This window comes from Fictibacillus sp. 7GRE50 (assembly GCF_015903875.1).
GTDB classification, from domain to species: domain Bacteria; phylum Bacillota; class Bacilli; order Bacillales; family Fictibacillaceae; genus Fictibacillus; species Fictibacillus phosphorivorans.
In genome coordinates, this window is record NZ_JACZDW010000003.1 from 51,669 (window position 1) to 74,890 (window position 23,222).

Genomic DNA, 23,222 nt, shown 5'->3' on the forward strand with positions numbered 1-23,222 from the left:
TTTCAATTATAGTTTTAGAAAAGGAGGGGAACCGTGCAACGAATATATAACAAGCACCATTGGTTAGCGAAAATGGTAGCAGCTGACCCTGGATATGTGCGGTTGCAAAAAGCAGGAAGGGCGACTGCTAGTTTAATTCTTGCTGTATTCACGACCCTTCTTGTCATGCGATACACTGGTCACTCTGGAGGCATCACACCAGCGATTGTTTCCGGTATGCTTGGGCTGATGGGCATCATGGTCGTTATGGATGATACAAAACAAGAGATGCGAATAACCACGCTATGGCTCGGAGTTTCTGCTATGTTGGGCATTACAATTGGTTCTCTTGTTGCAAACAATGCGTATTACATAGATGCAGTTTTAGTGTTAAGTGTCTTTAGCAGTTTTTATTTCTCAAGATTTGGTACACGTTATTTTTCCTTGTTCATGATCTTCTTTATGACCGTTTATTTTTCCTCTGTTTTAAAGTTATCCAGTGACCAGTTGCCGTGGTTTTATGTTGGAATATGGTTCGGTGTAGCTTATGCCTTTATCCTTAATTTCTTCTTGTTTCAAGATACGGCGAAAAATTTAAAACGAAGTATTCATTCGTTTCATATACAAAGCAACCTGACTCTTAAACTCCTGATCGAAGCGATGCAAGATAAAGAATCAAGCCTTAAACGTAAGGAAGAATTAGAGAAGAACGTTTCCAAGCTAAGAGATTATGCACTAATTGTTTCTGGTTATATCACCGAGCATGATGTAAAAAAAATATGGCCAGGTCTCTTACCAAGTCAACTTCGGCTTTACGTGTTTGATACGGGTATGTTGATTGAAACGTTAGTGGATTCGGTACGAGGATTGAAAAAGGCAGATGCTCTTCAAGTTGATGAGATTAAGCAACTTCTCATTGCTGTGACGGTTGCTGTTCGTGATGTCGAAGTACTCGCTCCACATGTGAAAGAGCAAAATATTCTTCCTGCTGAAAAATCGGTTCAGCAACTTCGCATGTTAATCATGAAACTTTTTGAACGAGAAGCGCCTCCACAAGGGTGGATCTATCTTATCCGCCGAATTGAATCAATCGCTAATCATGTGATAGAAGGTGCTGTAACGATACAGCAATCTCTCTATTCTCAATCGGAAGATAAAAAAGAAGAAGAGACCGTCGATAAAGTGGGCGAAGAAGATACGAAAACAGAGGACAAAGCGTTAAAGCCGTCTACTAAAAAAGCATATCAAGCACTCGTAGCAGCAATTCTATCTATTATTGTTGGTTTGATCATCTCACCTGCACAGCCCTATTGGGTTCTTCTTACAGCATTTGTCGTACTACTTGGGACTGAGTCCATCGGACGGATTTATACGAAAGGATATCAGCGTTCTTTAGGCACGATTATAGGGGCAGTTATCGGTTTTGTCCTTGCTAAACTTCTTTCCGGACAGACCGTTTTGGAAGTCATCTTTCTTTTTGTGGTTGTTTTTCTAGCCTTCTATTTAATGACGGTTTCGTACACATTGATGAGTGTGTTTATCACTATGTTGATCGCTTTTATGTACGATCTTTTATTAGGTGGCATTACGTTTTCACTGATTGGATCCAGAGTTCTTGATACGATTGCAGGGGCATCCATAGCGTTAGCTGTCTCATATTTGATCTTTCCGAAGAAAACGAAAGTAAAAGTTGCTGAATCGATCAACGAATTCTTAGAAGAACTTGCTCCTTTTGTGACCGAGTACGTGAGAGGATTTAGAGAAGATGTAAATGTTAAGAATTTGTCCGAAAGTGCGTTTAAGCTGGATTTAAAACTTCAGGCGATCAGGGATGAAGCGCAATCCTTTCTCCAACGCCCAGGATCACCGATTTACGCTGATATGGTAAGTTGGATGACAAGGTTAGCTGCTATCAATTATTACGCAAAACATTTGGTCGCTTCTGCTTACAGAAAAGGATTTGATTATCCTGAAGAACTGCTCGAAGGTTTTATTCAAATCGAGACGAAGATAAAGAACAATATTGATTCATTATCTAATCTTGTAACAGAGAATGAAGGTGAATATGTTCTTCAAACATTAGAGGAAGAACGAGAGAAGTTCGAGCGTCTTGCGCCTAGCCGTAAGCAATCTCAGCGTGATCTAATTCATCACCTCTATTATATATGGCGCATCAACCAATCCATTGTTGAGTTAGGGAATGAGTTGGGAGGAGTAATAGAGAACCAAAATAGAGATAAGTAATGGATGAAAAAAAGATAAAGCTGACAACAAGCTTGCGTTGATTGATAATAAAACGTTTGAGTCAGGTTTGGTATAGGTAAGCTATATTGTGTTATTGAACCGAGCAGCAACTTTTAGAGTTGCTGCTTTTCATTATTCGTGAGGGAATCTGGAAGGAATCACATAAAAGGTAAAGAAGTTATTCTGAGCATAGATTGGAGGTAGAATATTAATGAAATCGTTGAAATCAATAGATATTCAAAGAGCATCTCGAGAAGATCTGCAAATGGTTATGAGTCTATTAAAAGATTGTGCACAATGGGTTGAAAGATAGAAATATTGATCAATGGAGATTTTTGCTCGGTGGTGGTGAAGATACAGAGATCAAACGTGCAATTGAGAGAAACCATACATACAAGGTTACAAGGAATGAACAGGTGGTTGCTACATTTACCTTATCACCAGAACAAACAGAGTGGGACGAGCACATATTCGGTAAAAATGAAGTCCATGCTTCTCTCTATTTACACCGATTAGCTGTGCGTCCGTCTTTTATGAACAAGGGGATTGGTAAAGAAATTGTGAATTGGATTCAAGCAAATGTTGAACAGGGTAGAGAGTATATCAAGTTAGATTGTGTTGCAAATAATATTAAATTAAACCAGTTTTATGTTGAAAATGGATTCGAATATATAGGTGAGTTTGATAATCATAGTAAATATATGAAACCCCTTTTTAGGAGGAAAGATGAGAGAAACTTTTAATCAGTTTTACAAAGAATTTATTAAAAGTTGGAGTACCTTTTCTATCAAAGGTATAGAGGATGTAATTTCGTCAAAATACACAGCTCGGGAAATTAGAGGCAAGGATGTTTATGACTTTGGCTATGAAGAATCGATTGATGGATGGAATCATGCATTTAAGGAATTAAGTGAAAAGCAAGCAACGTGGATTCTAAAAGAAGACGTAATCTTAACTTTAAAAGAAGATGAAGTGATGGCAATTCTTTGGGAATCTCTAATTATTGATGATAAACCAATTGAAACGGCTAGTTTATTTTTCCAGACTTTTAGATGGGAAAATGATTGCTGGAAATTAGTCAGAAGTTACATAGAGGCAGGGATATCGATAGAAAAGATGCTGAGTTTAGAGATCACCTCAAAAGAAAGGTAAGATTCGGTTATGAACTTTTCAATAATAGCTGCTATGGACGAAAATAGAGTGATAGGCAAAGACAATGATTTACCTTGGAGGTTGCCAAAAGATTGGAAGTACGTACAAAAGATTACGATGGGAAAAACCATCGTTCTAGGTAGGAAAAACTTTGAATCTATTGGTAAAGCGTTGCCTGGAAGGAAGAACATTGTACTTACGAGAAAAAAAGATTTCTCACCTCAAGATTGTATCGTTGTCCATTCTATTGACGAGGTGTTGAAAACTTGTGACTGCGATGAAGAAGTCATAATTTTTGGTGGAGAGGAAATCTATAGGCAGTTTATGCCGATGGTAACTAAAATGTACCTTACAAAAATACACCATGCCTTTGAAGGAGATACTTTCTTTCCAGATTTCAACGAAAGAGATTGGAAAGAGGTTTCTAGAGTCAAAGGGATCCAGGACAAAGATAATCCGTACATCTATTATTTTCATCAATACATTAGGGAATTGTGAAAATTCAATTCATCACTAACAGCTTACATAAAATCAGAAAAAACAGACTTGACAGAAATTTCTAATCATCTTATCATTAGTAAAAGTTTTCCATCGTTTAAACGTGATGATTAGGAGTAGTAAGGATCTATTTGTTGTTTAGAGAGCTGCTGATTGGGTGCAATGCAGTCAACATATATCCTGAACTCGCCTAGGAGTGGACAGACTAAAATGAAGTCTGTACGGTTAACCTCCGTAATTAGGTTCTGAGGTTTGCATGGATTCTTTGCAAACAAAGAAGAGTGGTACCACGTTAGGAAAATCCTATCGTCTCTTTATCGAGATGATAGGATTTTTTTGTATTAAGGGGGAGATAGCAATGAGTAAGGATTGTTTTATTTGCGACAAACATAGAGGCACTATTGATACAGTTGGTGTAAAAATATTTGAAGATGATTATGTTTATGTGGGCCATATCGATAAAGGTGTTCGCCCTTCTTACCTAGGGCATATCATGATCGATCTGAAACGACACGCACCAGGTCTTGGTGATCTGACGATTGAAGAAGCCAATGCATTCGGCCAGATCATGGCTCGAGTGAGCAAAGCAGTGAAAGAGACAGAAAATGCTGAGCACATTTATGCACTCGTATCAGGTAATTCTGTTGCACATCTTCATATGCACATCGTTCCACGATATCCAAATACACCGGAAGAGTACTGGGGACCGAATGAAGTCTATAGTTGGGCAGATGCTCCGTTTGGAATGAATGAAGATGTAGTAAAAGTTTGCGAACGAGTGAGAAATTATTTGGAGGAGAATAGTGATGAATAGTCCTAATATGAAGTGGGTTGGAAGCGATAAAACATTTATAGATGAATTAGATATAACAGAAGTACAAAACGTAACCTTGGGCAGGTTCGGAGGTAATTCTAAAGCAGGTTCATATAAAAATGAAGATGGATGCTTAGTGTGGGCGAACGAAGCAGAAAACTGGGAGTTTACAATGGTACTTGATGGTCATAAAACAGCACAAAGTGTTGAATTGGTTCTAAATCACTTTGAAAAGAATGAGAATGAAATTAAGTCTGTTCTCTCTGAATCTGCAAGTGCAGCTCTTAAAAAGCTAGATTATCTTATACTTAATATCTTTCAAGATCCTGATTTTATGGATTCTTGTCGAAAAACAACAGGCGAAACGGCATGTCTGATCGTTGTTCGAAAAGGAAAATATTTGTGGTGGTTCTCAATTGGCGATTGTATTCTTCATCTTTTCCATCCTGAGCTGATTGCACTAGGTGAAAGACAGCTTGTTCAGCGTAGTTTTTATGAGTGGGTCGGTGAAGTAAACACATTTGAACTTCCAGTACCTTGTTATAGCTCAGGTAAAAAAGAAATGAGAAAGGGACTTAATCATATTTTCATGACGACGGATGGGCTGACTGAATGTCCGGGTGTTGCGTTTGAAGATGCTGGAGAGATACAAAAAGCATTGAGCCATAACGGTATGGAAGAAGGCGTTCGATTCCTATTAGATGAAATAAGAAGAAATAATGTAAGAGATAGCACGACCATCATTGCATGGTCTGTTGATATAGAGGAAACAGCTAGTTTGCCAAGTGATCTGTAAAGCTGTTTCCTCCTATTCTAGTATTGGGATTTATTATTTGATATCAATATAATGCTGAAGCACGCGTGGCGGGATATATTTTAGTGGGAGTGGGCGTAAGGAAACGATAATGGTGTGGGGCATGATTGAGTCTTTTTGAGCTTGTTTAAGGCAGTTGTACATGTTCTTGCCTCCAACAGAGTTGGCAGAATGTATGGTTATTCGGTTTGCAAATAACTTTTCATTAACCATCATTTGTACAAGCATCATGCCGTTTCTCGTTCTGCTCAGTAAATCATGATCCAATGATAAGTGTTCAATATCATGGTTCCTCAGAAGATCCAAACATTCATCTATTGTTTCAACGAAGACATATCCTTCAGGCGGGCTCCGATAATCATCCATAAAAACACTAATCTTTTTCATTTTCTTGCACTCCCTTCCTTAACGGAGGGTGACTAAGAAAAGTCAAAGGCCCTAAGTTATTTTAATATATTAATTATAACACATTATTCCAAAGCAAGTTTTACATGGGGGATTATGAAATCTAAACTAATTCTTTACTACGTTACAATAAACGTTATTTAAATATTTATGCTTATGAAATATTAAAGTATTAAATTCTTCATCAATTTCTATTTTCCTTCAAGAAACGTCTATTTTTTATCAAAAATTAACAAATAAAATTTGAAATTATACAAAATTGTTGAAATGCCTCAATTAAGACTTGAACATTCCCTTTAAGTCTCTGTTTCATTACGAACAGATATTCGTTAAAATAGAAGTGAGGTGGTAAACATGTTTCGAAAAAAATCAATCCAGCAAGTTATGGACGTTTTACGAGAGCCAGAACTAGCTAAACAAATTGTTCAATGGAAAACTATCGAGCCACGAGAGGCGGTTTCAGTGCCACTTCCTGACTCTTTGCATCCAACTATTCAATCTGCTCTTTCTAAAAGAGGGATTTCTTCCTTATATATTCACCAATTATCTGCCTATGAAGCTGCTTTACGTGGTGAAAGCTTTGTAGCTGTTACACCTACCGCGTCTGGAAAAACGCTCTGCTATAACCTTCCTGTTTTACAGGAGGTCGCAAATAATCCCGAGGCAAGAGCTTTGTATCTTTTTCCAACAAAAGCTCTGGCACAAGATCAGAAGTCAGAGATGAACGAACTGATTGATGAGATGGGTTTGGATATAAAAAGTTATACGTATGATGGGGATACTCCAGCAAATATTCGACAAGTGGTCAGAAAAGCTGGAAACATTGTTATGACGAATCCCGATATGCTTCATGCTGCTGTTCTTCCTCATCACACAAAATGGGTATCGCTTTTTGAAAATCTGAAATATGTAGTGGTAGATGAGTTACATACATATCGAGGCGTTTTCGGAAGTCATGTCGCAAATGTGATACGTCGACTGAAAAGGATCTGTGACTTTTATGGCAGTGACCCCATTTTTATCTGCACATCTGCAACTATTGCGAATCCAAAAGAGTTGGCAGAGCAACTTACTGGAAACCCGATGACTCTGATCAACAACAACGGAGCACCAGCCGGTCGTAAGCATTTTCTCTTTTATAATCCGCCCGTTGTGAATAAACCGTTAAACGTAAGGCGAAGCGCCACACTTGAAGCTAGAAATCTAGCGAAGCTATTTTTAGAAAACCATATTCAAACGATCGTTTTCGCACGCAGTCGTGTACGAGTGGAAATATTGCTTACTTACTTGCAAGAACTTGTAAAAAAAGAGTTTGGTACAAAGTCCATACAAGGTTATAGAGGGGGATATCTTCCTAAACAGCGACGCGCCATTGAAAAAGGACTTCGTAACGGAGACATCATGGGAGTCGTTTCAACAAATGCATTAGAACTAGGCGTAGATATAGGTCAGCTTCACGCTTGTATTTTGACAGGTTATCCGGGATCGATCGCTAGTGCGTGGCAACAAGCTGGACGTGCGGGGCGACGTCAGGATGAGAGCGTTGTAATCATGGTTGCTTCTTCCTCACCACTCGATCAATATGTGATACAGCATCCAGATTACTTTTTTGAACGATCACCAGAGTCTGCTCGTATGAATCCTGATAATCTCATTATTTTAGTGGATCATCTAAAATGCGCATCGTATGAACTTCCGTTTCAAGAGAATGAGAAATTTGGTGATCAAGAGATACAGGATGTTTTAGAATTTTTAGTTGATGAGCAAGTGCTCCATAAAAGAGGAAAGCATTTTTACTGGATGAATGATTCCTTTCCTGCTCATAACATTTCACTTCGCTCTGCATCACAGGAAAACGTTGTGATCATCGATCAAAGTAATGTCGCTGACGTGAAAGTGATTGGCGAGATGGATCGTTTTAGTTCGATGACACTTCTTCACGAAGAAGCGATCTACCTTCATCAAGGTACACAATATCAGGTTGAGAAGCTCGATTACGAAGAAAAGAAAGCCTTCGTTCGGGAAGTGGATGTTGATTACTTTACAGATGCAAACCTTGCTGTATCGCTAAATGTACTAGAAGTAGACAAAGAAATGACAGATGAGCAAAATGCAAAAGCCTACGGTGATGTTATGGTAGTCGCAAAGGCAACTATCTTTAAAAAGATTAAATTTGAAACACATGACAATATTGGGTCAGGACCGATTCATCTACCGGAAGAAGAGTTGCACACTTCTGCCACTTGGCTAACGTTTAAAAATAACGATTTAAGTGAAGAGAAACTCGAAGCGGGCCTCCTTGGAATCGCACACGTACTGCGACATGTCGCTCCATTATTTGTTATGTGTGATGCAAATGATCTTCATGTTGTACCGCAAGTTAAAGCGGTACATAATCAACAACCTACAATCTTTATTTACGATCGATACCCAGGAGGAATAGGTCTGAGTGAAAAAGTGTATGGCTCTTGGGATACTGTTCTTGACCAAGCGCTCTCTATGATCCAACGATGTCCTTGCGAAAGTGGCTGTCCGTCTTGCACGGGTACATTAGAAGAAGGAAACAACAGCAAGAATCTAGCTGTAAAGCTGATTTCTCAAATTAAAGGAGCGACAGAGCATGTCGATTCAAAGTAAACTAAATCGACTAAAAAAACATATGGTAAATCCGGTTTCAACGCCTCCTGTACAGAGCAAGCAACCACTTGAGGATTCATCAGGTAACAGGATTGATCATGCGGATTATTGGGAGAAATTTGGGGCGTCAGCTTATTTTTTCGAAGAGGATTATTGCATCATCCGAAAAGTAGAATATCCTCTTGACACAAAGTGGGGGCGTTATCGGTTTTCTGACGTTTTGGACGCTGTGTCGAAATGGCAGGATATTGATGCTGAGCACCCTTTACATGCAAGGGATTTAGAAGCCTCTGACCTTTTGTTCTTTGATACAGAAACAACTGGTTTAAGTGGTGGAGCTGGGAATACGATCTTTATGCTCGGTATGAGTCAGATCAAGGGAGATCACGTTTTAGTGCACCAGTTCTTCCTACCAGGACCAGGATCTGAAGTTGCTCTTTATCATTACTTCTTAAATCATGTGAAAGAACTGAGGAATCTAGTAACGTATAACGGAAAATCCTTTGATTGGCCACAAGTGAAAACGCGGCATACTTTAATTCGTGATTTTGTACCTTCATTGCCAGAGTTTGGTCACTTTGATCTTCTTCATGGCGCTAGGAGGCTTTGGAAAGATACGTTACCTGCGGTTAAGCTTTCTGTAGTGGAGAAAGAGATACTTGGCGTGAATCGGATTCATGATACGCCTGGTTATCTTGCGCCAATGCTCTATTTTCAATATTGCAATGAAGGAGATCCTTCGCTCCTTGAAGGAGTTTTTCAGCACAACGAGTGGGATGTTCTTTCGCTCATCACGCTATATACTCATATGTCTGGGGTTGTGACAGGTAATGGTGTTCGTACCGAAAAAGAAACGTATGAATCTGCGAGATGGTTTGAAGCTTTAAACGAACAAGAACAAGCGATGTCTCTTTATAACGAGGTTCTGGAAACGGGAAATTCACATACATCTCAATCAAAAAAATCATTAGCTGCTCTAAACAAAAAGTGTAATGAGATAGAAATCTCTGTCCAGTATTGGTTGGAATTGCTTGAAGAAGATCATTTAGATGAAGAACCAGCTGTTGAACTTTCTAAGTATTTTGAGCACATACAAAAAGATTACGATAAAGCTCTTCATTTTGCTGTTATGGCCTATTCAAGGTGGAAGGGCAAAAAAAGGTTAACAAAGAGGAAAGAAGAACAGGAAAAACAGCGTTTTTTGAAAAGAATCGAACGATTAGAACAACGCGTCATCCAATATTCGTAAAAATTCGTCAAATTTATGAATTCCTGCAAAATATCTCTTCTCAAACGGCATTGTTTTTTGTAGAATATAAGAGGACATGAAAATGTTCTTAAGAAAATAAATTCCCCCTTTTTTTTATTCCCCGGGTAAGCGCAAAAAACGTCATAAAACCTTATATTTCTGCTAGGTTTTCGTCATATTTCCTGACGATTCGATTGTTTTCGCAAAATAACCCGGAATAGGGATAGGGAAATATATATTTTAAGCTATGGAGAGATGGTACGTGAAGCAGTGGATTGTTGTTCTATTTTTTGTAATCGTCGGGTTAACAGTAATGATTGGCAATCAAATCAGTCACACAACACAAAACTTTTAATGAAGCCCCGGCTATAGACAGAGCCGGGTGTTTTTCATTAATAGGAGGTATTTTCACATGCTTCAAACACTGCTTGTCAGTGGCTACAAAGCTCATGAACTGGGGATTTTTAGTGACAAACATGAAGGGGTATACTATATAAAGAAAGCGATTGGACAAAAGTTAGTCTCGCTACTTGATGAAGGACTTGAATGGGTGATCATCAGTGGGCAGCCTGGTGTTGAAATGTGGGCTGCAGAAGTGGTGTTTGATCTTCAAGCAGAATACCCCGATCTAAAACTTGCAGTTCTTACACCGTTCTTAGAGCAAGAAGCTCGTTGGAAAGAAAACGTTCAAGAAAAATATCATGAAATTTTAGCTGGTGCCGATTTTGTTGATTCAGTCAGCCGAAAGCCATACGAGTCGCCAGGGCAGCTTCGTGTTAAAAATCAATTTCTTGTGCAAAAAAGCGATGCCGTGTTGCTTTTATACGACGAAGAAAAAGACGGTTCGCCGAAGTATTATTTACAGGCAGCTAAACAAAAGCAGGAAATGGACAATTCGTACGAAATATTTTATATTACTCCTTATGACTTGGATGTTCTTGTACAAGAGGAACAATACAATCGTAATGAATAAATGAATCTAAAGTCGAAAAAAATTGACATTTAGGTCAGGTAGTGAAAAAATAATTTTAGAATCTTTGTGTGAGGTGATTCACATGAGTGAACAGCGTTTTCATTTAACGGCGAAAGAAATTTTGGAAAAAGACTTTAAACAAGGCTTTCGTGGCTATGATCAAGACGAAGTAGACAAATTCTTAGATCTTATTATTAAGGATTATGAAAATTTCCAAAAAGAGTATGATGCAGTTGTGCAAGAAAACAATCGACTGCGTAAAGAAGCTCAAAATACTACTGATCATCAGCAAACACGCAGAATGTCTTCAGTAACTTCAAGCACGACGAACTCCGATATTCTTCAGCGTTTGTCTAACTTGGAAAAACATGTTTTTGGCAGCAAATTGTACGATTGATTCCAGTTATTATCCATTTGTTTTTATCCATTCAGCATGCTATAATGAATCTTGCTTTTAAAACTTAAATCAATAGCGTTCGGGTAATCGCTGGATCAGATTTTCTGGTTTAGAGGAAAGTCCATGCTCGCACGGATCTGAGATGACCGTAATGATCGTGCCTGGCCAAAAAATAAGCCAGGGTAGATTGGTTTGCTTGTATAAAGCTTACTGGACTAACGGCAGGGAACGCACCTAAGTCTTCGGATATGGTGTTAATACCTTGAAAGTGCCACAGTGACGTAGTCCCGATGGAAACAAAGGGAGTGGAACGAGGTAAACCCCACGAGCGAGAAACCCAAATTATGGTAGGGGAGTTTCCCATTTCGGAATTGAACGATTGGGAGAACAAGAAGCCAAGGCTTTTTGTAGATAGATGATTACCACCGGTGTACGAGGCTACCAGCCGTTTGTAGTACTAAGGAACAGAACATGGCTTACAGAACGTTATTGGTACCTAAATTAAAGCTGAATGAGGGCCCCGTTTACCGGGGCTTTTTCTATTTACATAAAAAAGTGTCCTCAAATAAGGGTATACTTATTACTATAGAAATCGATGAAGATTAAGGAGTTCATATTATGACACAATTAAGACTGCTGGCAACAGCAGCTATGGGATTAGAGGCTCTTGTAGCCAATGAAGTTCGCGCGCTAGGTTTTGAAAATGTGAAAGTTGAAAACGGGAAAGTTTATTTTGATGGTGATGAGAAAACTTTAGTAAAAGCTAACTTATGGTTAAGAACGGCAGATCGCGTAAAATTAGTGGTTGGTGAGTTTAAAGCAGAGACGTTTGATGAACTTTTTGAGCAAACGAAGGCACTTCCTTGGGCTGATTTTATTCCTGAAGACGGGGAGTTCCCCGTAATCGGCCGGTCCGTAAAATCAAAGCTATTTTCTGTATCCGACTGCCAAGCAATCGTAAAGAAAGCAGTAGTGGATAACTTGAAAACGGCGTATAACCGTAAAACATGGTTCCCTGAGGACGGAGCATTGTATCGAATCGAGGTGGCGATTCATAAGGATATCGCGACATTAACTCTTGATACGAGTGGTACAGGTCTACACAAGCGTGGATACCGTGAGTTGCATTCAGGTGCGCCGATTAAAGAAACGATGGCTGCAGCCCTTATTATGCTAACAAATTGGACGCCAGACAAGCCTTTCGCTGATCCATTTTGTGGTTCAGGCACATTGCCGATAGAAGCAGCGATGATCGGCCAAAACATCGCGCCTGGTTTAAATCGCGAGTTCGCTTCAGAAAAATGGAACTGGATCGATAAAAAGGTTTGGTATGAGGCAGTTGGTGAGGCTCAAGATGTTGCAAAATATGATCTACCTCTTGAGATTCAAGGTTCTGATATTGATCATAAGATGATCGAACTATCTAAGAATAATGCTATCGAAGCTGGATTCGATGATTTTATCACGTTTAAACAGATGCAAGTTCGCGATTTCACGACTAGAAAAGATTTCGGTTGTCTTGTGACGAACCCGCCTTACGGTGAGCGACTAGGTGAGAGAGAAGAAGTAGCACAAATGTATCGCGACCTAGGCATGGCGATGAAACCGTATGATACATGGAGTGTGTATGTGATTACTTCGAACGAAAAGTTTGAAGAATATTATGGCCGTTCAGCAACGAAGAAGCGTAAGCTGTACAACGGTGATTTGAAGACGGACTATTATCAATACTTTGGAAAACGTCCACCTAGACAGCACCAGAGTTGATGAGTGTGTTTTGAATACATGCATATATGGTTATGGGGAGCCCCGAGTGTCGAAAATTGTAGACTCGCGGATAAAAATTGAAAATTTGTGGATTGAGAAGCAAAACTTGTGGATTCAAGGACAAAACTTTTGGATTCTACCGCCCAAACCAATAAAGAAGGCTGACTTTTTTGATCGAGTCAGCCTTTTTTATGTGAATCATACACCTTAATAGCAATAAAACTATAATAATTTCACGTACCGTACATATTTAATAATTTTTATTAAAAAAACATTAGGAAATAGCAATTTAAAACCGAAATTAAATAACACAATACATACTCACTACTACATTGATCATCACCAATTACAGAAACAAAGTTTAAAGACCTCTTATACACGTACATACTATGCCTAACCATAAAACGAAGGCAGGTTATATTATGTACACACAATTCAGCCATTTAGATAGCATTCAAAAGGCATTACAGAACATACAACCACACCTGGAAGATCATCATAAAGCCGAAATTCAAAGTGTCCTACATCAATCAATTGGTCACGCAAACAATATTGATCCTTCTTTTGCAACGTATGCAGAACTTTTTAAAGAAGATTTTTAGAAAAAAATAAAATCGACCAGCAGGACTTTTTTATTGCGTCACGAATTCATATAGCGGTATGTTTTTTATGAAACCGTGAAGGGATGGAAAAGCAAATGACGCAAACAAAAGTAACTGTTGAAAAAGAATTCTTAGATTATGTGAAAAAAATGGTACACATCAATGAAGCCATCGGCCTCATGTATTGGGACCTTCGTACAGGCGCACCTAAAAAAGGGGTCGAGCAACGTTCTGAAGTAATCGGGACATTATCTTCGGATGTTTTTGCGATGTCTACTTCTGAAGAAATGAAGAGTTATATCGAAGAACTTTCTAAGTCTGATATACAAGACTCTCTTTCTGATGTTACGAAGAAGACGCTAGAGGAAGTAAAAAAAGATTACGAGCGTAATGCCAAGATTCCTCCTGCAGAGTTTAAAGAGTATGTCATTTTACAATCAAAAGCAGAAACGGTCTGGGAAGAAGCGAAGAACGCTTCAGACTTCTCCTTATTCCAGCCATACTTAGAAAAACTTGTTGATTATAATAAGAAGTTCATCGGCTATTGGGGCTATGAAGGGAATAAATATAACACACTCTTAGATATGTATGAGCCTGGTGTTACAGTAGAAATCTTAGATGAGACGTTCTCTAAACTTCGTGATCGAATCGTACCTCTTCTTCAAAAAGTTACAGAAGCAGGACAGCCAGATACGAAGTTCTTATTCGAACATTTCCCGAAAGAAAAGCAAAAAGAATTCAGCATGCATGTTCTAAAAGACATGGGTTATGACTTTGATTCTGGTCGTTTGGATGAAACGGTTCACCCGTTCGCAATCGGATTAAACCCGGGAGACGTTCGAGTAACAACGAAGTATATGGAAAACGACTTCCGTACGGCTGTATTCGGAACCATTCATGAAGGTGGACACGCACTTTATGAGCAAAACATTTCAGATGAACTCGTTGGAACACCACTTGCTACTGGAACATCTATGGGCATTCACGAGTCTCAGTCTCTGTTCTGGGAGAACTTTGTCGGTCGTCACTTTGGATTCTGGAAAAATCAATATAATATGTTAAAGACGGTTTCGGATGCACAGTTTAACGGAGTAGAGCTTGAAGATTTCTACCGCTCTATTAACGTTGTCGAGCCTTCGCTCATTCGTATCGAAGCTGATGAGATGACATATCCACTTCATGTTATCGTTCGTTATGAAATCGAAAAAGGCTTGTTTAACGACGAAATCGAAGTAAAAGACCTTCCGCGCATCTGGAATGAAAAGATGCAAGAATATATCGGTGTTACGCCTAAGAACGATGCGGAAGGAGTGCTTCAGGATGTACACTGGTCAGGCGGAAGTTTTGGGTACTTCCCGTCCTATGCTCTTGGATACATTTATGCAGCACAGCTGAAAAATGCGATGATAAACGACATTCCTGATTTCGATGCACTTATGGAGTCTGGAAACCTTCTTCCGATCAAAGAATGGTTAACGAAAAATGTGCATCAGTACGGAAAGATGAAGAAGCCGATTGAAATCTTAAAAGACGTAACAGGTGAGGGTCTAAACCCAGATCATCTGATCGCTTACTTCGAAAAGAAGTATAGTGATATTTACCGCTTAGAGAAATAATGAATTATAGCCGGCGGTTCTCGATAACAAGATTCGAGATTGCCGGTTTTTTTCACTTAGTACGTTAGTATAAGTTCAACTAAGGCTTGAAAAGCTTGGCGTCTGCCAAGTTTTCTTTATGAAAAGGTTTCATTTCTACATAATTTGTCTAAAACTATATAAAAAGACACTAGGAGGACATAAAGATGGGAGCTGCAACGACACAAGATATCCAAAACCTGTTAAAATTAAGAAAACGCATTGCTGTAGTTGGTCTATCTGATCAACCCTTTCGCACATCTTATATGGTTTCAGAATATATGCAGAATGCCGGTTACGAGATTATCCCTGTAAATCCTAATGTCAGAGAGGTTTTAGGGCAAAAGGCGTTTGCAACGCTCGAAGAGATCGAGGGGCATGTAGATATTGTTAACGTGTTTAGACGCAGTGAATATTTGCCTGAAGTTGCTCGTTCTGCTGCGAAAATAAAAGCTGGTTTCTTTTGGGCACAGCTCGGTCTTTATAGTGCAGAAGCAGAAGAGATTTTGCAAAGTGCGACGATTCCTTATATTATGGATAAGTGCATTAAAGTGGAACATGCTATGATACGGTAGTAATGAACCACCCGCAATCATACGGGTGGTTTTCCCATGCTTATCTTGTAAAGTCACTTTTTATTAGAAAAATATTCTTTTCGACACTAAAGGTTTTCAGTCGATATACCGAGAAATAAGAGGAGAATATACAGACAACAGTAGTATAGAAACAAACGTTCTGCTATTATAGTAGTACTGCAGCAACGTGAAAGGAGCAACACAACTTGGCTAGTAATAAGTCATTAATGGAGTATAACGATGATGCCATACAGGTGCTCGAAGGTTTAGAAGCCGTTCGAAAACGTCCAGGTATGTATATTGGAAGTACGGATGCTAGAGGATTGCATCACCTCGTATATGAAATTGTAGATAACGCCGTTGACGAAGCATTAGGCGGATTCGGTGATTACATACATGTGAAAATTCACAAGGATAATAGTGTGTCAGTATCAGATGATGGCCGCGGAATGCCAACGGGTATGCATAAGCTCGGAAAACCAACACCAGAAATCATCTTTACTGTTCTTCATGCTGGTGGAAAGTTTGGTCAAGGGGGATACAAAACATCTGGAGGATTGCATGGTGTAGGTGCTTCTGTTGTAAACGCACTATCTGAATGGTTGGAAGTAACCATCCATCGTGACGGAAAGACTTATCGCCAACGTTTTGAGAATGGCGGAAAACCTGTAACAACTCTTGAAGTGATCGGAAATACGCGTAAGTCTGGAACGACCGTACACTTTAAACCAGACCCGACCATGTTTTCTACGATCAACTATAACTATGAAACGTTAAGTGAACGTTTACGAGAAGCCGCATTCCTGTTAAAAGGGATCAAGATTGTACTTGAAGATGCACGTAACGGAGAAAAAGACGAATTTCAGTTCGATACAGGTCTTGAGGCATTCGTAAAATATTTGAACGAAGATAAAGACTCTCTTCATACTGTTGTTAGTTTTGAAGGCATACAAAATGAGATCGAAGTGGATTTTGCTTTTCAATATAACGATGGTTATGCAGAAAACGTATTATCGTTCGTAAATAACGTTCGAACAAAAGATGGCGGAACGCACGAATCGGGTGCGAAAACGGCTATTACTCGAAGCATTAATGAATACGCTCGAAAAACGAACATGTTAAAAGAAAAAGATAAAAACTTAGATGGATCTGATATCCGTGAAGGTTTAACAGCTGTTGTTTCCGTTCGTATTCCCGAAGAATTTTTGCAATTTGAAGGGCAAACGAAGAGTAAACTAGGAACAAGTGAAGCACGTTCTGCTGTGGATGCGGTTGTAGCGGTTAAGTTAGCGTATTTCCTTGAGGAAAATCCTGCAATTAGTGAAATGCTCATCCGTAAAAGTATTAAAGCCGCACAAGCACGTGAAGCAGCACGTAAAGCACGTGAGGATGCTCGAAACGGTAAAAAGAACAAACGTAAGGATTCGATGTTAAGCGGTAAATTAACTCCAGCTACATCAAAGAATCCTGAACGTAATGAACTTTATCTTGTCGAAGGTGATTCCGCAGGAGGTTCAGCTAAGCAAGGGCGAGACCGTAAATTCCAGGCGATCCTTCCACTACGAGGAAAAGTAATCAACACAGAAAAAGCAAAGCTTGCTGATATCTTCAAGAACGAAGAAATCAACACAATCATTCATGCGATTGGAGCTGGAGTGGGCTCGGATTTTACTTTAAAAGATGTGAACTACGATAAGATTGTAATCATGACTGATGCAGATACAGATGGTGCACACATTCAAGTTTTATTACTCACTTTTTTCTATCGATACATGAAGCCGCTTATTGAAGAAGGAAAAGTGTTCATCGCACTTCCTCCACTTTACAAAGTAAGCAAAGGGACTGGTAAGAAAGAAGTCATCGAGTACGCTTGGGATGAAGACGAGCTTAGAGAAGCACAGAAAAAGATCGGAAAAGGCTATATCATCCAGCGCTATAAAGGTCTAGGTGAGATGAATGCTGACCAATTATGGGAAACTACGATGGATCCTGACACACGTACGTTGATCCGAGTAAGAATTGATGACGCTGCCCGTGCTGAAAAACGTGTATCTGTCTTAATGGGAGATAAAGTAGAACCGCGACGAAAGTGGATCGAAGAACACGTTGCGTTTGGCATAAACGAAGAAACGAACATACTAGATAACGAGAACTTGTCAGCATTCTGAGGAGGTTTAAAGATTGTCACTGCTTGAGAAATTTAGAGAGCTGCCGTTAGAAGACGTAATCGGCGACCGCTTCGGAAGATACAGTAAATACATCATTCAGGAGCGTGCATTACCTGATGCAAGAGACGGCCTGAAGCCCGTTCAGCGCCGTATTTTATATGCGATGTTCGCAGAAGGAAACACGAACGAAAAACCATACAGAAAATCAGCAAAAACGGTCGGAAACGTAATCGGTAACTATCACCCACATGGTGATTCTTCCGTTTATGAAGCAATGGTCCGTATGAGTCAAGACTGGAAAGTAAGAAATGTGCTTATTCAGATGCACGGTAACAACGGTAGTATCGATGGAGACCCTGCAGCTGCCATGCGTTATACAGAGGCGAGGCTATCAGCTATCGCTTCTGAGCTACTCCGTGATATTGATAAAGAGACAGTAGAATTCGCACCAAACTTTGATGATACAACCGAAGAACCGGTCGTATTACCAAGCCGTTATCCGAATCTATTAGTCAATGGATCAACAGGGATCTCTGCTGGTTATGCGACAGATATCCCACCACATCACCTTGGTGAAGTAATCGATGCAGTTACGATGCAGATCGATAACCCGGATGTTTCTCTTGAGGAATTAATGACGGTGATTAAAGGGCCAGATTTCCCAACCGGCGGAATCGTTCAAGGTCTAGATGGCATTAAGAAGGCGTTTGAAACAGGAAAAGGTCGCTTTGTCATTCGTGCAAAAACGGAGATCGAGAGCTTAAAAGGCGGCCGTCAGCAGATCGTCATTACTGAAGTTCCTTTTGAAGTGAACAAAGCGAATCTCGTTAAGCGCATGGATGAGTTGCGTTTAGATAAAAAAGTAGATGGTATCGCCGAAATACGCGATGAGACGGATCGAACGGGTCTAAGAATCGTGATCGAGCTTCGTAAGGACGGTAATGCAGAAGGAATTCTAAACTATTTCTTTAAAAATACCGATCTTCAAGTCTCTTACAACTACAACATGGTAGCGATTCATAATAAGACACCGAAGCTGATGGGTTTGAAGGCGATTCTTCATTCTTACATTCAGCATCAAAAAGAAGTTGTTACTCGAAGAACACGATATGACCTAAGAAAAGCGGAAGAACGTTCACATATTGTTGAAGGTTTAATTAAAGCTATTTCAATTTTAGACGAAGTAATTGAAACGATCCGTGCTTCTAAAGATAAACGAAATGCAAAAGACAACATCATTGAAAAGTTTCAGTTTACAGAACTACAAGCTGAAGCAATTGTTACTTTACAGTTGTATCGTTTAACGAATACAGATATCACGACGCTTCAATCGGAAGCTGAGGAATTAGCGAAAAAAATTACGTATCTTCGTTCACTATTAGACAGCGAGAAAAAGCTGTTTAACGTTATCAAAAAAGAGATGGCCGAGGTTCAGAAGAAATACGCTGATCCACGCCGAACAATCATTGAAGCGGAAATTGAAGAGATCAAGATCGACATGGAAGTCATGATTCCGTCTGAAGATGTCATGGTGACTGTTACAGAAGACGGCTATGTAAAACGCTCTAGTGTTCGTTCATACAGTGCTTCTAACGGTGAACCGCCAGGCATGAAGGATACCGATTCACTTCTGATGGCGTCTCAGCTCAACACAACAGAAACGCTACTTATGTTCACGAACAAAGGAAATTACGTTTACCTGCCTGTGTACGAGATGCCTGAGATCCGCTGGAAAGACATGGGGCAGCACTTAGCAAGTCTTGTTGGCCTAGATAAAGATGAAAAACTGATTAAAGCATACCCGATTAAAGAGTTTGCAGAGAATCAATATCTAATCTTCTTTACTAAGCAGGGTATGGCGAAGAAAACAGAACTCAAGTCTTACAAAGCGACACGTTATAACCGTCCACTGATGGCCGTTAAGCTAAAAGCAGATGATGAAGTCGTAGACGTTTCGTTAACAAACGGAGTGCAAGATGTTTTCATTGCGACACATTTTGGACTAGGATTATGGTTTGCTGAAGATGAGATCTCAATCGTTGGACAAAGAGCGTCTGGCGTTAAAGGCATAAATTTAAAAGCTGGGGACCATGTGGTTAGTGGATTTGCACTACCAGAAGACCCTGAGAAGGCACAAGTTGTTATTGCTACACAGCGTGGTGCACTTAAAAAGATGAAGATTTCAGAATTTGAAAGAACATCGCGTGCTAAACGTGGTCTTGTGATGGTGAGGGAGTTAAAATCGAACCCTCATCGAATCGTGGGTATGAAGTTAATTACAGCAGATGGAGTACAGTTTGTACTAGAAACAAGCTCAGGTAAAGTTGAGACAATTTCTACATTGAATTACAAACCAGCTGATCGATATAACAATGGTTCGTTTGTTGTGGATACCGGAGAAACAGGGCCGATTACTCGAATTAAATCATTGGTTTCAACTGAACAATCAAAAGAGTAGCGTTTGCTGCTCTTTTCTTCTTTTTTGAATGTATTAATTCTTTGTAGTTCATGAAAGTAGTTGATTTCCGTTCCAGGATACTCGCTTTCCATGGGGCGTACGGTGAGCCTCCTGCCGCTTTGCGCCTTTAGGAGTCTCCACCTGACCGCTCGTCCCATAGGAGTCTCGCACCTTGCACTCCAATCAACTTATCAAAGAAGTCAAGAATTAAAAATCATGTAAATAAGAACTCTCTATAATTAGTAAATGAAGAAGATAAAACAGTAAGGGAAACGACACAACGAGAGAAATGAGAGATACATAACATGAAGAGCAACACACATCTACTTGGAGGCGTTGTTGCAGGGGCCTTTTATAAGGCTTTCACTGATCTGCCTCCAGAGACTCTGCAGCATGAACTGACTTTTTTTGGTGCGGCTGTTTTTGGCAGCTTGCTTCCAGATCTTTGTCATCCAGGATCATATTTAGGGAAGAAAACCGTTTTTTTATCAAAAACAATTTCTAAGACATTCGGGCATCGTACGATTACTCATAGCTGGATGATGATTTTAGTATTATTTTTGTTGCCACAATGGATAGATTGGCGTTATGAAGAAAGTTTAAGCATCGGCTTGGTAGTAGGAGTACTTTCGCATCTTATTCTAGATGCTGCGACATCTAGGGGTATTCAACTTCTTTATCCGCTACCTATTCGCTTTCGTTTTCCTTTCTACACGAAAACAGGCTCAAGAACAGAAACGAACATAGCGTCATTACTCGGATTATTAGCCGCTGTCTTGATGATTCATCTATATATTGTGTCCCTGTTTTAAAGCTAGAACTTAAAAAAGGGTTTAATTTACTTCCTCAATGGTAATACAACAATTGTATACAAAAAATGAGGAGTGGTTAAGTAATGGCTAAAATTGCAACAGTACTCGCAAACATGTTTGAAGATGTAGAATATACGGAACCGGCAAAAGCTTTTCGAGAAGCTGGCCATGAGGTAACCGTTATAGGCTCAGAAAAAGGGGCAACACTTGAAGGAAAACAAAAGGAAGCTCAAGTGACGACAAATGCCGCAATTTCAGAAGTGTCGCCTAATGATTATGATGCGCTTTTCATTCCCGGTGGATTTTCGCCTGATATTTTAAGAGGTGATGACGAATTCGTTCAGTTTACGAAACATTTTGCTGATGAAGGGAAGCCTGTATTTGCAATCTGTCATGGTCCGCAGCTCTTGATTTCTGCAGAGGTTCTAAACGGAAGAAGCATTACCGGATTTAAGTCCATTCATGTTGATCTAAAAAACGCTGGAGCAACAGTTAAGGATGAAGAGGTTGTCGTTTGTGGAGGTAACCTTGTAACGAGCCGCCAACCAGATGATATTCCTGCCTTTATTCGAGAGTCATTAAAAGCCCTGCAACAATAAGCTAATACAAAATGAACCGTCTAGAAATAGCTTCTAGACGGTTTTTCAATGTTGAAACTAAATCTAGCACACAGCGTACAATAGGTATGAACATATAGATAGGATGAAGAACGATGGAATCGAAAGAGTATTTATTAAAAGAACTTCAACAGATCGAGAAATGGGAAAAAGATCAAAAAGGGTTATGGTTCTGGGAGCGAATTACTCGCCTACCGTTTAAGCTGCTAGATAAAGTGACACCAAAATTCATTCAAAATAAGATTGGAACACTGCTTGATGAGATTGGTGGATACATACAAAACGGTGGTCAATATCTATCTAAAGAGCAATCGGTTTTTCAGTTCTTCGAAAAACAAACAGGTAGATCGATACATGAATTAGCCGACTTTAAAACCATACCCGTTGAAGAAATGAAGAACGTTTCCTTTGAGCTTGCAAATAAACGAAAAAGTGCTGCAACTCTACAAGGAGCCAGTACTGGAATTGGAGGTATCTTCACACTAGCGATTGATATACCTGCTATATTAGCAATCTCTTTAAAAACTTTACAAGAAATCGCGATCATACACGGATATGATCCAAATAATAAGGAAGAACGAGTCTATATCTTAAAATGCCTCCAATTTTCTACTTCTGATTATGTAGGCAAAGAAGCGATTCTTAATGAACTTGCTGCAATCAGTAAGGATGAAATGAAATCAAGAGAAGTCGTTTCTCAAATACAAGGATGGAGAGAGGTCACATTAACATTTACAGAGTCATTTGGTTGGAAAAAGCTGTTTCAGATGGTACCTATAGCAGGAATTATATTTGGAGCATTCGCCAATCGTTCAATGATCAGTGATCTTGCAGAAACAGGAACCATGCTTTACCAAAAGAGAAGGATTGTAGAAAGACTAAATTCTGCTTCTAACCCTATCGTTGAATCGCAAAATTAGTAAAAGTGAAATATACGGAAAGGACATTTTTCTACTACGTTAGAAAATGTCTTTTTTTGTAGTCTGGTCATCTAGTATACAAACCATAGAGAATCGTATTTCAGTTTAGAAGGACTAATGAACGTGTATGTTGAAGAGTACATGTAATCTCATAAGAAATATATGTAAATAATAGAACTCAAGAAGGTGACAAGGAAACGTGGAACATATTGATAAAAGAAATCGATTAGAAGAAAAACCTTTTAGTTATCGAGAAACAAAAGAGCACAACGTATTTTTAGATTATTACGGAAAACAAGTGAAAATTCTTAAAGGAAAGGAAGCAGAAAAGTTTTTAAATAGAATCAAAGCAGCAGACAGCGAAATGGCAGAACAGCTGATTATGGCTAAAATAACCGGTAATTTCAAAAGGAGTAATGAACGTAAAGCATGACATGACTTCAATTCCTTGAGATGAAACAAATTCTATTAAACAATGATTTTTAAGTCATACTCATCAAAGTTCAG

21 protein-coding genes, 1 other RNA gene and 1 other annotated feature are annotated in these 23,222 nt (G+C 39.3%); of the genes, 21 read left to right on the forward strand and 1 reads right to left on the reverse strand.

The genetic code is table 11. The annotated features are described in order from the left end of the window. Positions 1-33 precede the first annotated feature (33 nt). The 6 genes from IHV12_RS11515 (at position 34) to IHV12_RS11540 (ending at position 5,483) form a co-directional block, all read left to right on the forward strand. Positions 34-2,223, forward strand: coding sequence for an FUSC family protein (locus IHV12_RS11515; protein WP_370568802.1), 2,190 nt, complete (start codon positions 34-36; stop codon positions 2,221-2,223). 302 nt (positions 2,224-2,525) lie between these two features. After that, positions 2,526-2,966: a GNAT family N-acetyltransferase gene (locus tag IHV12_RS11520; protein WP_197190970.1), complete on the forward strand. Its 441-nt coding sequence runs from the start codon at positions 2,526-2,528 to the stop codon at positions 2,964-2,966. After that, positions 2,950-3,375: a flavoprotein gene (locus IHV12_RS11525; protein ID WP_197190971.1), complete on the forward strand. Its 426-nt coding sequence runs from the start codon at positions 2,950-2,952 to the stop codon at positions 3,373-3,375. The genes IHV12_RS11520 and IHV12_RS11525 overlap by 17 nt, the downstream gene beginning before the upstream one ends. A 9-nt stretch (positions 3,376-3,384) precedes the next feature. Then, the gene (locus IHV12_RS11530; RefSeq protein ID WP_197190972.1) at positions 3,385-3,873 is read left to right on the forward strand and encodes a dihydrofolate reductase; all 489 of its coding nucleotides are present in this window, start codon (positions 3,385-3,387) and stop codon (positions 3,871-3,873) included. A gap of 97 nt (positions 3,874-3,970) precedes the next feature. After that, positions 3,971-4,190, forward strand: a binding site (T-box leader). Between the two features lie 41 nt (positions 4,191-4,231). Next, on the forward strand, positions 4,232-4,687 hold the full coding sequence (locus tag IHV12_RS11535) for an HIT family protein (RefSeq protein WP_197190973.1): 456 nt from the start codon (positions 4,232-4,234) through the stop codon (positions 4,685-4,687). Further along, positions 4,680-5,483, forward strand: coding sequence for a protein phosphatase 2C domain-containing protein (locus tag IHV12_RS11540; protein WP_197190974.1), 804 nt, complete (start codon positions 4,680-4,682; stop codon positions 5,481-5,483). The genes IHV12_RS11535 and IHV12_RS11540 overlap by 8 nt, the downstream gene beginning before the upstream one ends. A gap of 33 nt (positions 5,484-5,516) precedes the next feature. Here the strand turns inward: IHV12_RS11540 and IHV12_RS11545 are convergent, their stop codons facing one another. After that, positions 5,517-5,888, reverse strand: coding sequence for a cyclic-phosphate processing receiver domain-containing protein (locus IHV12_RS11545; RefSeq protein WP_197128015.1), 372 nt, complete (start codon positions 5,886-5,888; stop codon positions 5,517-5,519). Positions 5,889-6,260: 372 nt separating this feature from the next. Between IHV12_RS11545 and IHV12_RS11550 the strand changes: the two genes are divergently transcribed. From IHV12_RS11550 to IHV12_RS11620, 15 genes are all read left to right on the forward strand, one after another. Then, the gene (locus tag IHV12_RS11550) at positions 6,261-8,543 is read left to right on the forward strand and encodes a DEAD/DEAH box helicase (protein WP_197190975.1); all 2,283 of its coding nucleotides are present in this window, start codon (positions 6,261-6,263) and stop codon (positions 8,541-8,543) included. After that, positions 8,527-9,792, forward strand: coding sequence for a ribonuclease H-like domain-containing protein (locus IHV12_RS11555; RefSeq protein WP_197190976.1), 1,266 nt, complete (start codon positions 8,527-8,529; stop codon positions 9,790-9,792). Before IHV12_RS11550 ends, IHV12_RS11555 begins: the two co-directional genes overlap by 17 nt. A 412-nt stretch (positions 9,793-10,204) precedes the next feature. Next, positions 10,205-10,765 carry a DUF1273 domain-containing protein gene (locus IHV12_RS11560; RefSeq protein ID WP_197128012.1) on the forward strand — a complete coding sequence of 187 codons (561 nt, stop codon included), beginning with the start codon at positions 10,205-10,207 and terminating at the stop codon, positions 10,763-10,765. 82 nt (positions 10,766-10,847) lie between these two features. Beyond that, complete coding sequence (gene gpsB, locus IHV12_RS11565) at positions 10,848-11,162, forward strand: cell division regulator GpsB (protein WP_197128011.1); 315 nt, start codon at positions 10,848-10,850, stop codon at positions 11,160-11,162. Between the two features lie 75 nt (positions 11,163-11,237). After that, positions 11,238-11,646: RNase P RNA component class B (gene rnpB, locus IHV12_RS11570), an RNA gene on the forward strand. Between the two features lie 134 nt (positions 11,647-11,780). Further along, complete coding sequence (locus IHV12_RS11575; RefSeq protein ID WP_197190977.1) at positions 11,781-12,929, forward strand: THUMP domain-containing class I SAM-dependent RNA methyltransferase; 1,149 nt, start codon at positions 11,781-11,783, stop codon at positions 12,927-12,929. A 389-nt stretch (positions 12,930-13,318) separates the two neighbouring features. Further along, the gene (locus IHV12_RS11580; protein ID WP_197190978.1) at positions 13,319-13,531 is read left to right on the forward strand and encodes a hypothetical protein; all 213 of its coding nucleotides are present in this window, start codon (positions 13,319-13,321) and stop codon (positions 13,529-13,531) included. 95 nt (positions 13,532-13,626) lie between these two features. Further along, positions 13,627-15,147 carry a carboxypeptidase M32 gene (locus tag IHV12_RS11585; protein WP_197191330.1) on the forward strand — a complete coding sequence of 507 codons (1,521 nt, stop codon included), beginning with the start codon at positions 13,627-13,629 and terminating at the stop codon, positions 15,145-15,147. A gap of 185 nt (positions 15,148-15,332) precedes the next feature. After that, positions 15,333-15,740 carry a CoA-binding protein gene (locus IHV12_RS11590; protein WP_197128007.1) on the forward strand — a complete coding sequence of 136 codons (408 nt, stop codon included), beginning with the start codon at positions 15,333-15,335 and terminating at the stop codon, positions 15,738-15,740. Positions 15,741-15,967: 227 nt separating this feature from the next. After that, positions 15,968-17,908 carry a DNA topoisomerase IV subunit B gene (gene parE / locus IHV12_RS11595; protein ID WP_197128244.1) on the forward strand — a complete coding sequence of 647 codons (1,941 nt, stop codon included), beginning with the start codon at positions 15,968-15,970 and terminating at the stop codon, positions 17,906-17,908. A gap of 13 nt (positions 17,909-17,921) precedes the next feature. Continuing rightward, entirely contained in the window at positions 17,922-20,366 is a 2,445-nt protein-coding gene (gene parC, locus IHV12_RS11600; protein WP_197190979.1) for a DNA topoisomerase IV subunit A, read from the forward strand. Between the two features lie 305 nt (positions 20,367-20,671). Further along, positions 20,672-21,178, forward strand: a complete 507-nt coding sequence (locus tag IHV12_RS11605) for a metal-dependent hydrolase (RefSeq protein WP_197190980.1) — start codon at positions 20,672-20,674, stop codon at positions 21,176-21,178. Positions 21,179-21,261: 83 nt separating this feature from the next. Further along, on the forward strand, positions 21,262-21,777 hold the full coding sequence (locus IHV12_RS11610; protein WP_197128004.1) for a type 1 glutamine amidotransferase domain-containing protein: 516 nt from the start codon (positions 21,262-21,264) through the stop codon (positions 21,775-21,777). A 113-nt stretch (positions 21,778-21,890) separates the two neighbouring features. After that, complete coding sequence (locus IHV12_RS11615) at positions 21,891-22,715, forward strand: EcsC family protein (RefSeq protein ID WP_197190981.1); 825 nt, start codon at positions 21,891-21,893, stop codon at positions 22,713-22,715. A gap of 199 nt (positions 22,716-22,914) precedes the next feature. Further along, positions 22,915-23,148: a hypothetical protein gene (locus IHV12_RS11620; RefSeq protein ID WP_197190982.1), complete on the forward strand. Its 234-nt coding sequence runs from the start codon at positions 22,915-22,917 to the stop codon at positions 23,146-23,148. Positions 23,149-23,222 lie beyond the last annotated feature (74 nt).

Coding starts and splice junctions, on each gene's coding strand:
- IHV12_RS11555 (WP_197190976.1), top strand. CDS start 8,527: ATGTCGATTCAAAGTAAACTAAATCGACTAAAAAAACATATGGTAAAT.
- IHV12_RS11610 (WP_197128004.1), top strand. CDS start 21,262: ATGGCTAAAATTGCAACAGTACTCGCAAACATGTTTGAAGATGTAGAA.
- IHV12_RS11590 (WP_197128007.1), top strand. CDS start 15,333: ATGGGAGCTGCAACGACACAAGATATCCAAAACCTGTTAAAATTAAGA.
- parE (WP_197128244.1), top strand. CDS start 15,968: ATGGAGTATAACGATGATGCCATACAGGTGCTCGAAGGTTTAGAAGCC.
- IHV12_RS11525 (WP_197190971.1), top strand. CDS start 2,950: ATGAGAGAAACTTTTAATCAGTTTTACAAAGAATTTATTAAAAGTTGG.
- gpsB (WP_197128011.1), top strand. CDS start 10,848: ATGAGTGAACAGCGTTTTCATTTAACGGCGAAAGAAATTTTGGAAAAA.
- IHV12_RS11580 (WP_197190978.1), top strand. CDS start 13,319: ATGCCTAACCATAAAACGAAGGCAGGTTATATTATGTACACACAATTC.
- IHV12_RS11605 (WP_197190980.1), top strand. CDS start 20,672: ATGAAGAGCAACACACATCTACTTGGAGGCGTTGTTGCAGGGGCCTTT.
- IHV12_RS11615 (WP_197190981.1), top strand. CDS start 21,891: ATGGAATCGAAAGAGTATTTATTAAAAGAACTTCAACAGATCGAGAAA.
- IHV12_RS11550 (WP_197190975.1), top strand. CDS start 6,261: ATGTTTCGAAAAAAATCAATCCAGCAAGTTATGGACGTTTTACGAGAG.
- IHV12_RS11545 (WP_197128015.1), bottom strand. CDS start 5,888: ATGAAAAAGATTAGTGTTTTTATGGATGATTATCGGAGCCCGCCTGAA.
- IHV12_RS11575 (WP_197190977.1), top strand. CDS start 11,781: ATGACACAATTAAGACTGCTGGCAACAGCAGCTATGGGATTAGAGGCT.
- IHV12_RS11560 (WP_197128012.1), top strand. CDS start 10,205: ATGCTTCAAACACTGCTTGTCAGTGGCTACAAAGCTCATGAACTGGGG.
- IHV12_RS11540 (WP_197190974.1), top strand. CDS start 4,680: ATGAATAGTCCTAATATGAAGTGGGTTGGAAGCGATAAAACATTTATA.
- IHV12_RS11535 (WP_197190973.1), top strand. CDS start 4,232: ATGAGTAAGGATTGTTTTATTTGCGACAAACATAGAGGCACTATTGAT.
- IHV12_RS11530 (WP_197190972.1), top strand. CDS start 3,385: ATGAACTTTTCAATAATAGCTGCTATGGACGAAAATAGAGTGATAGGC.
- IHV12_RS11585 (WP_197191330.1), top strand. CDS start 13,627: ATGACGCAAACAAAAGTAACTGTTGAAAAAGAATTCTTAGATTATGTG.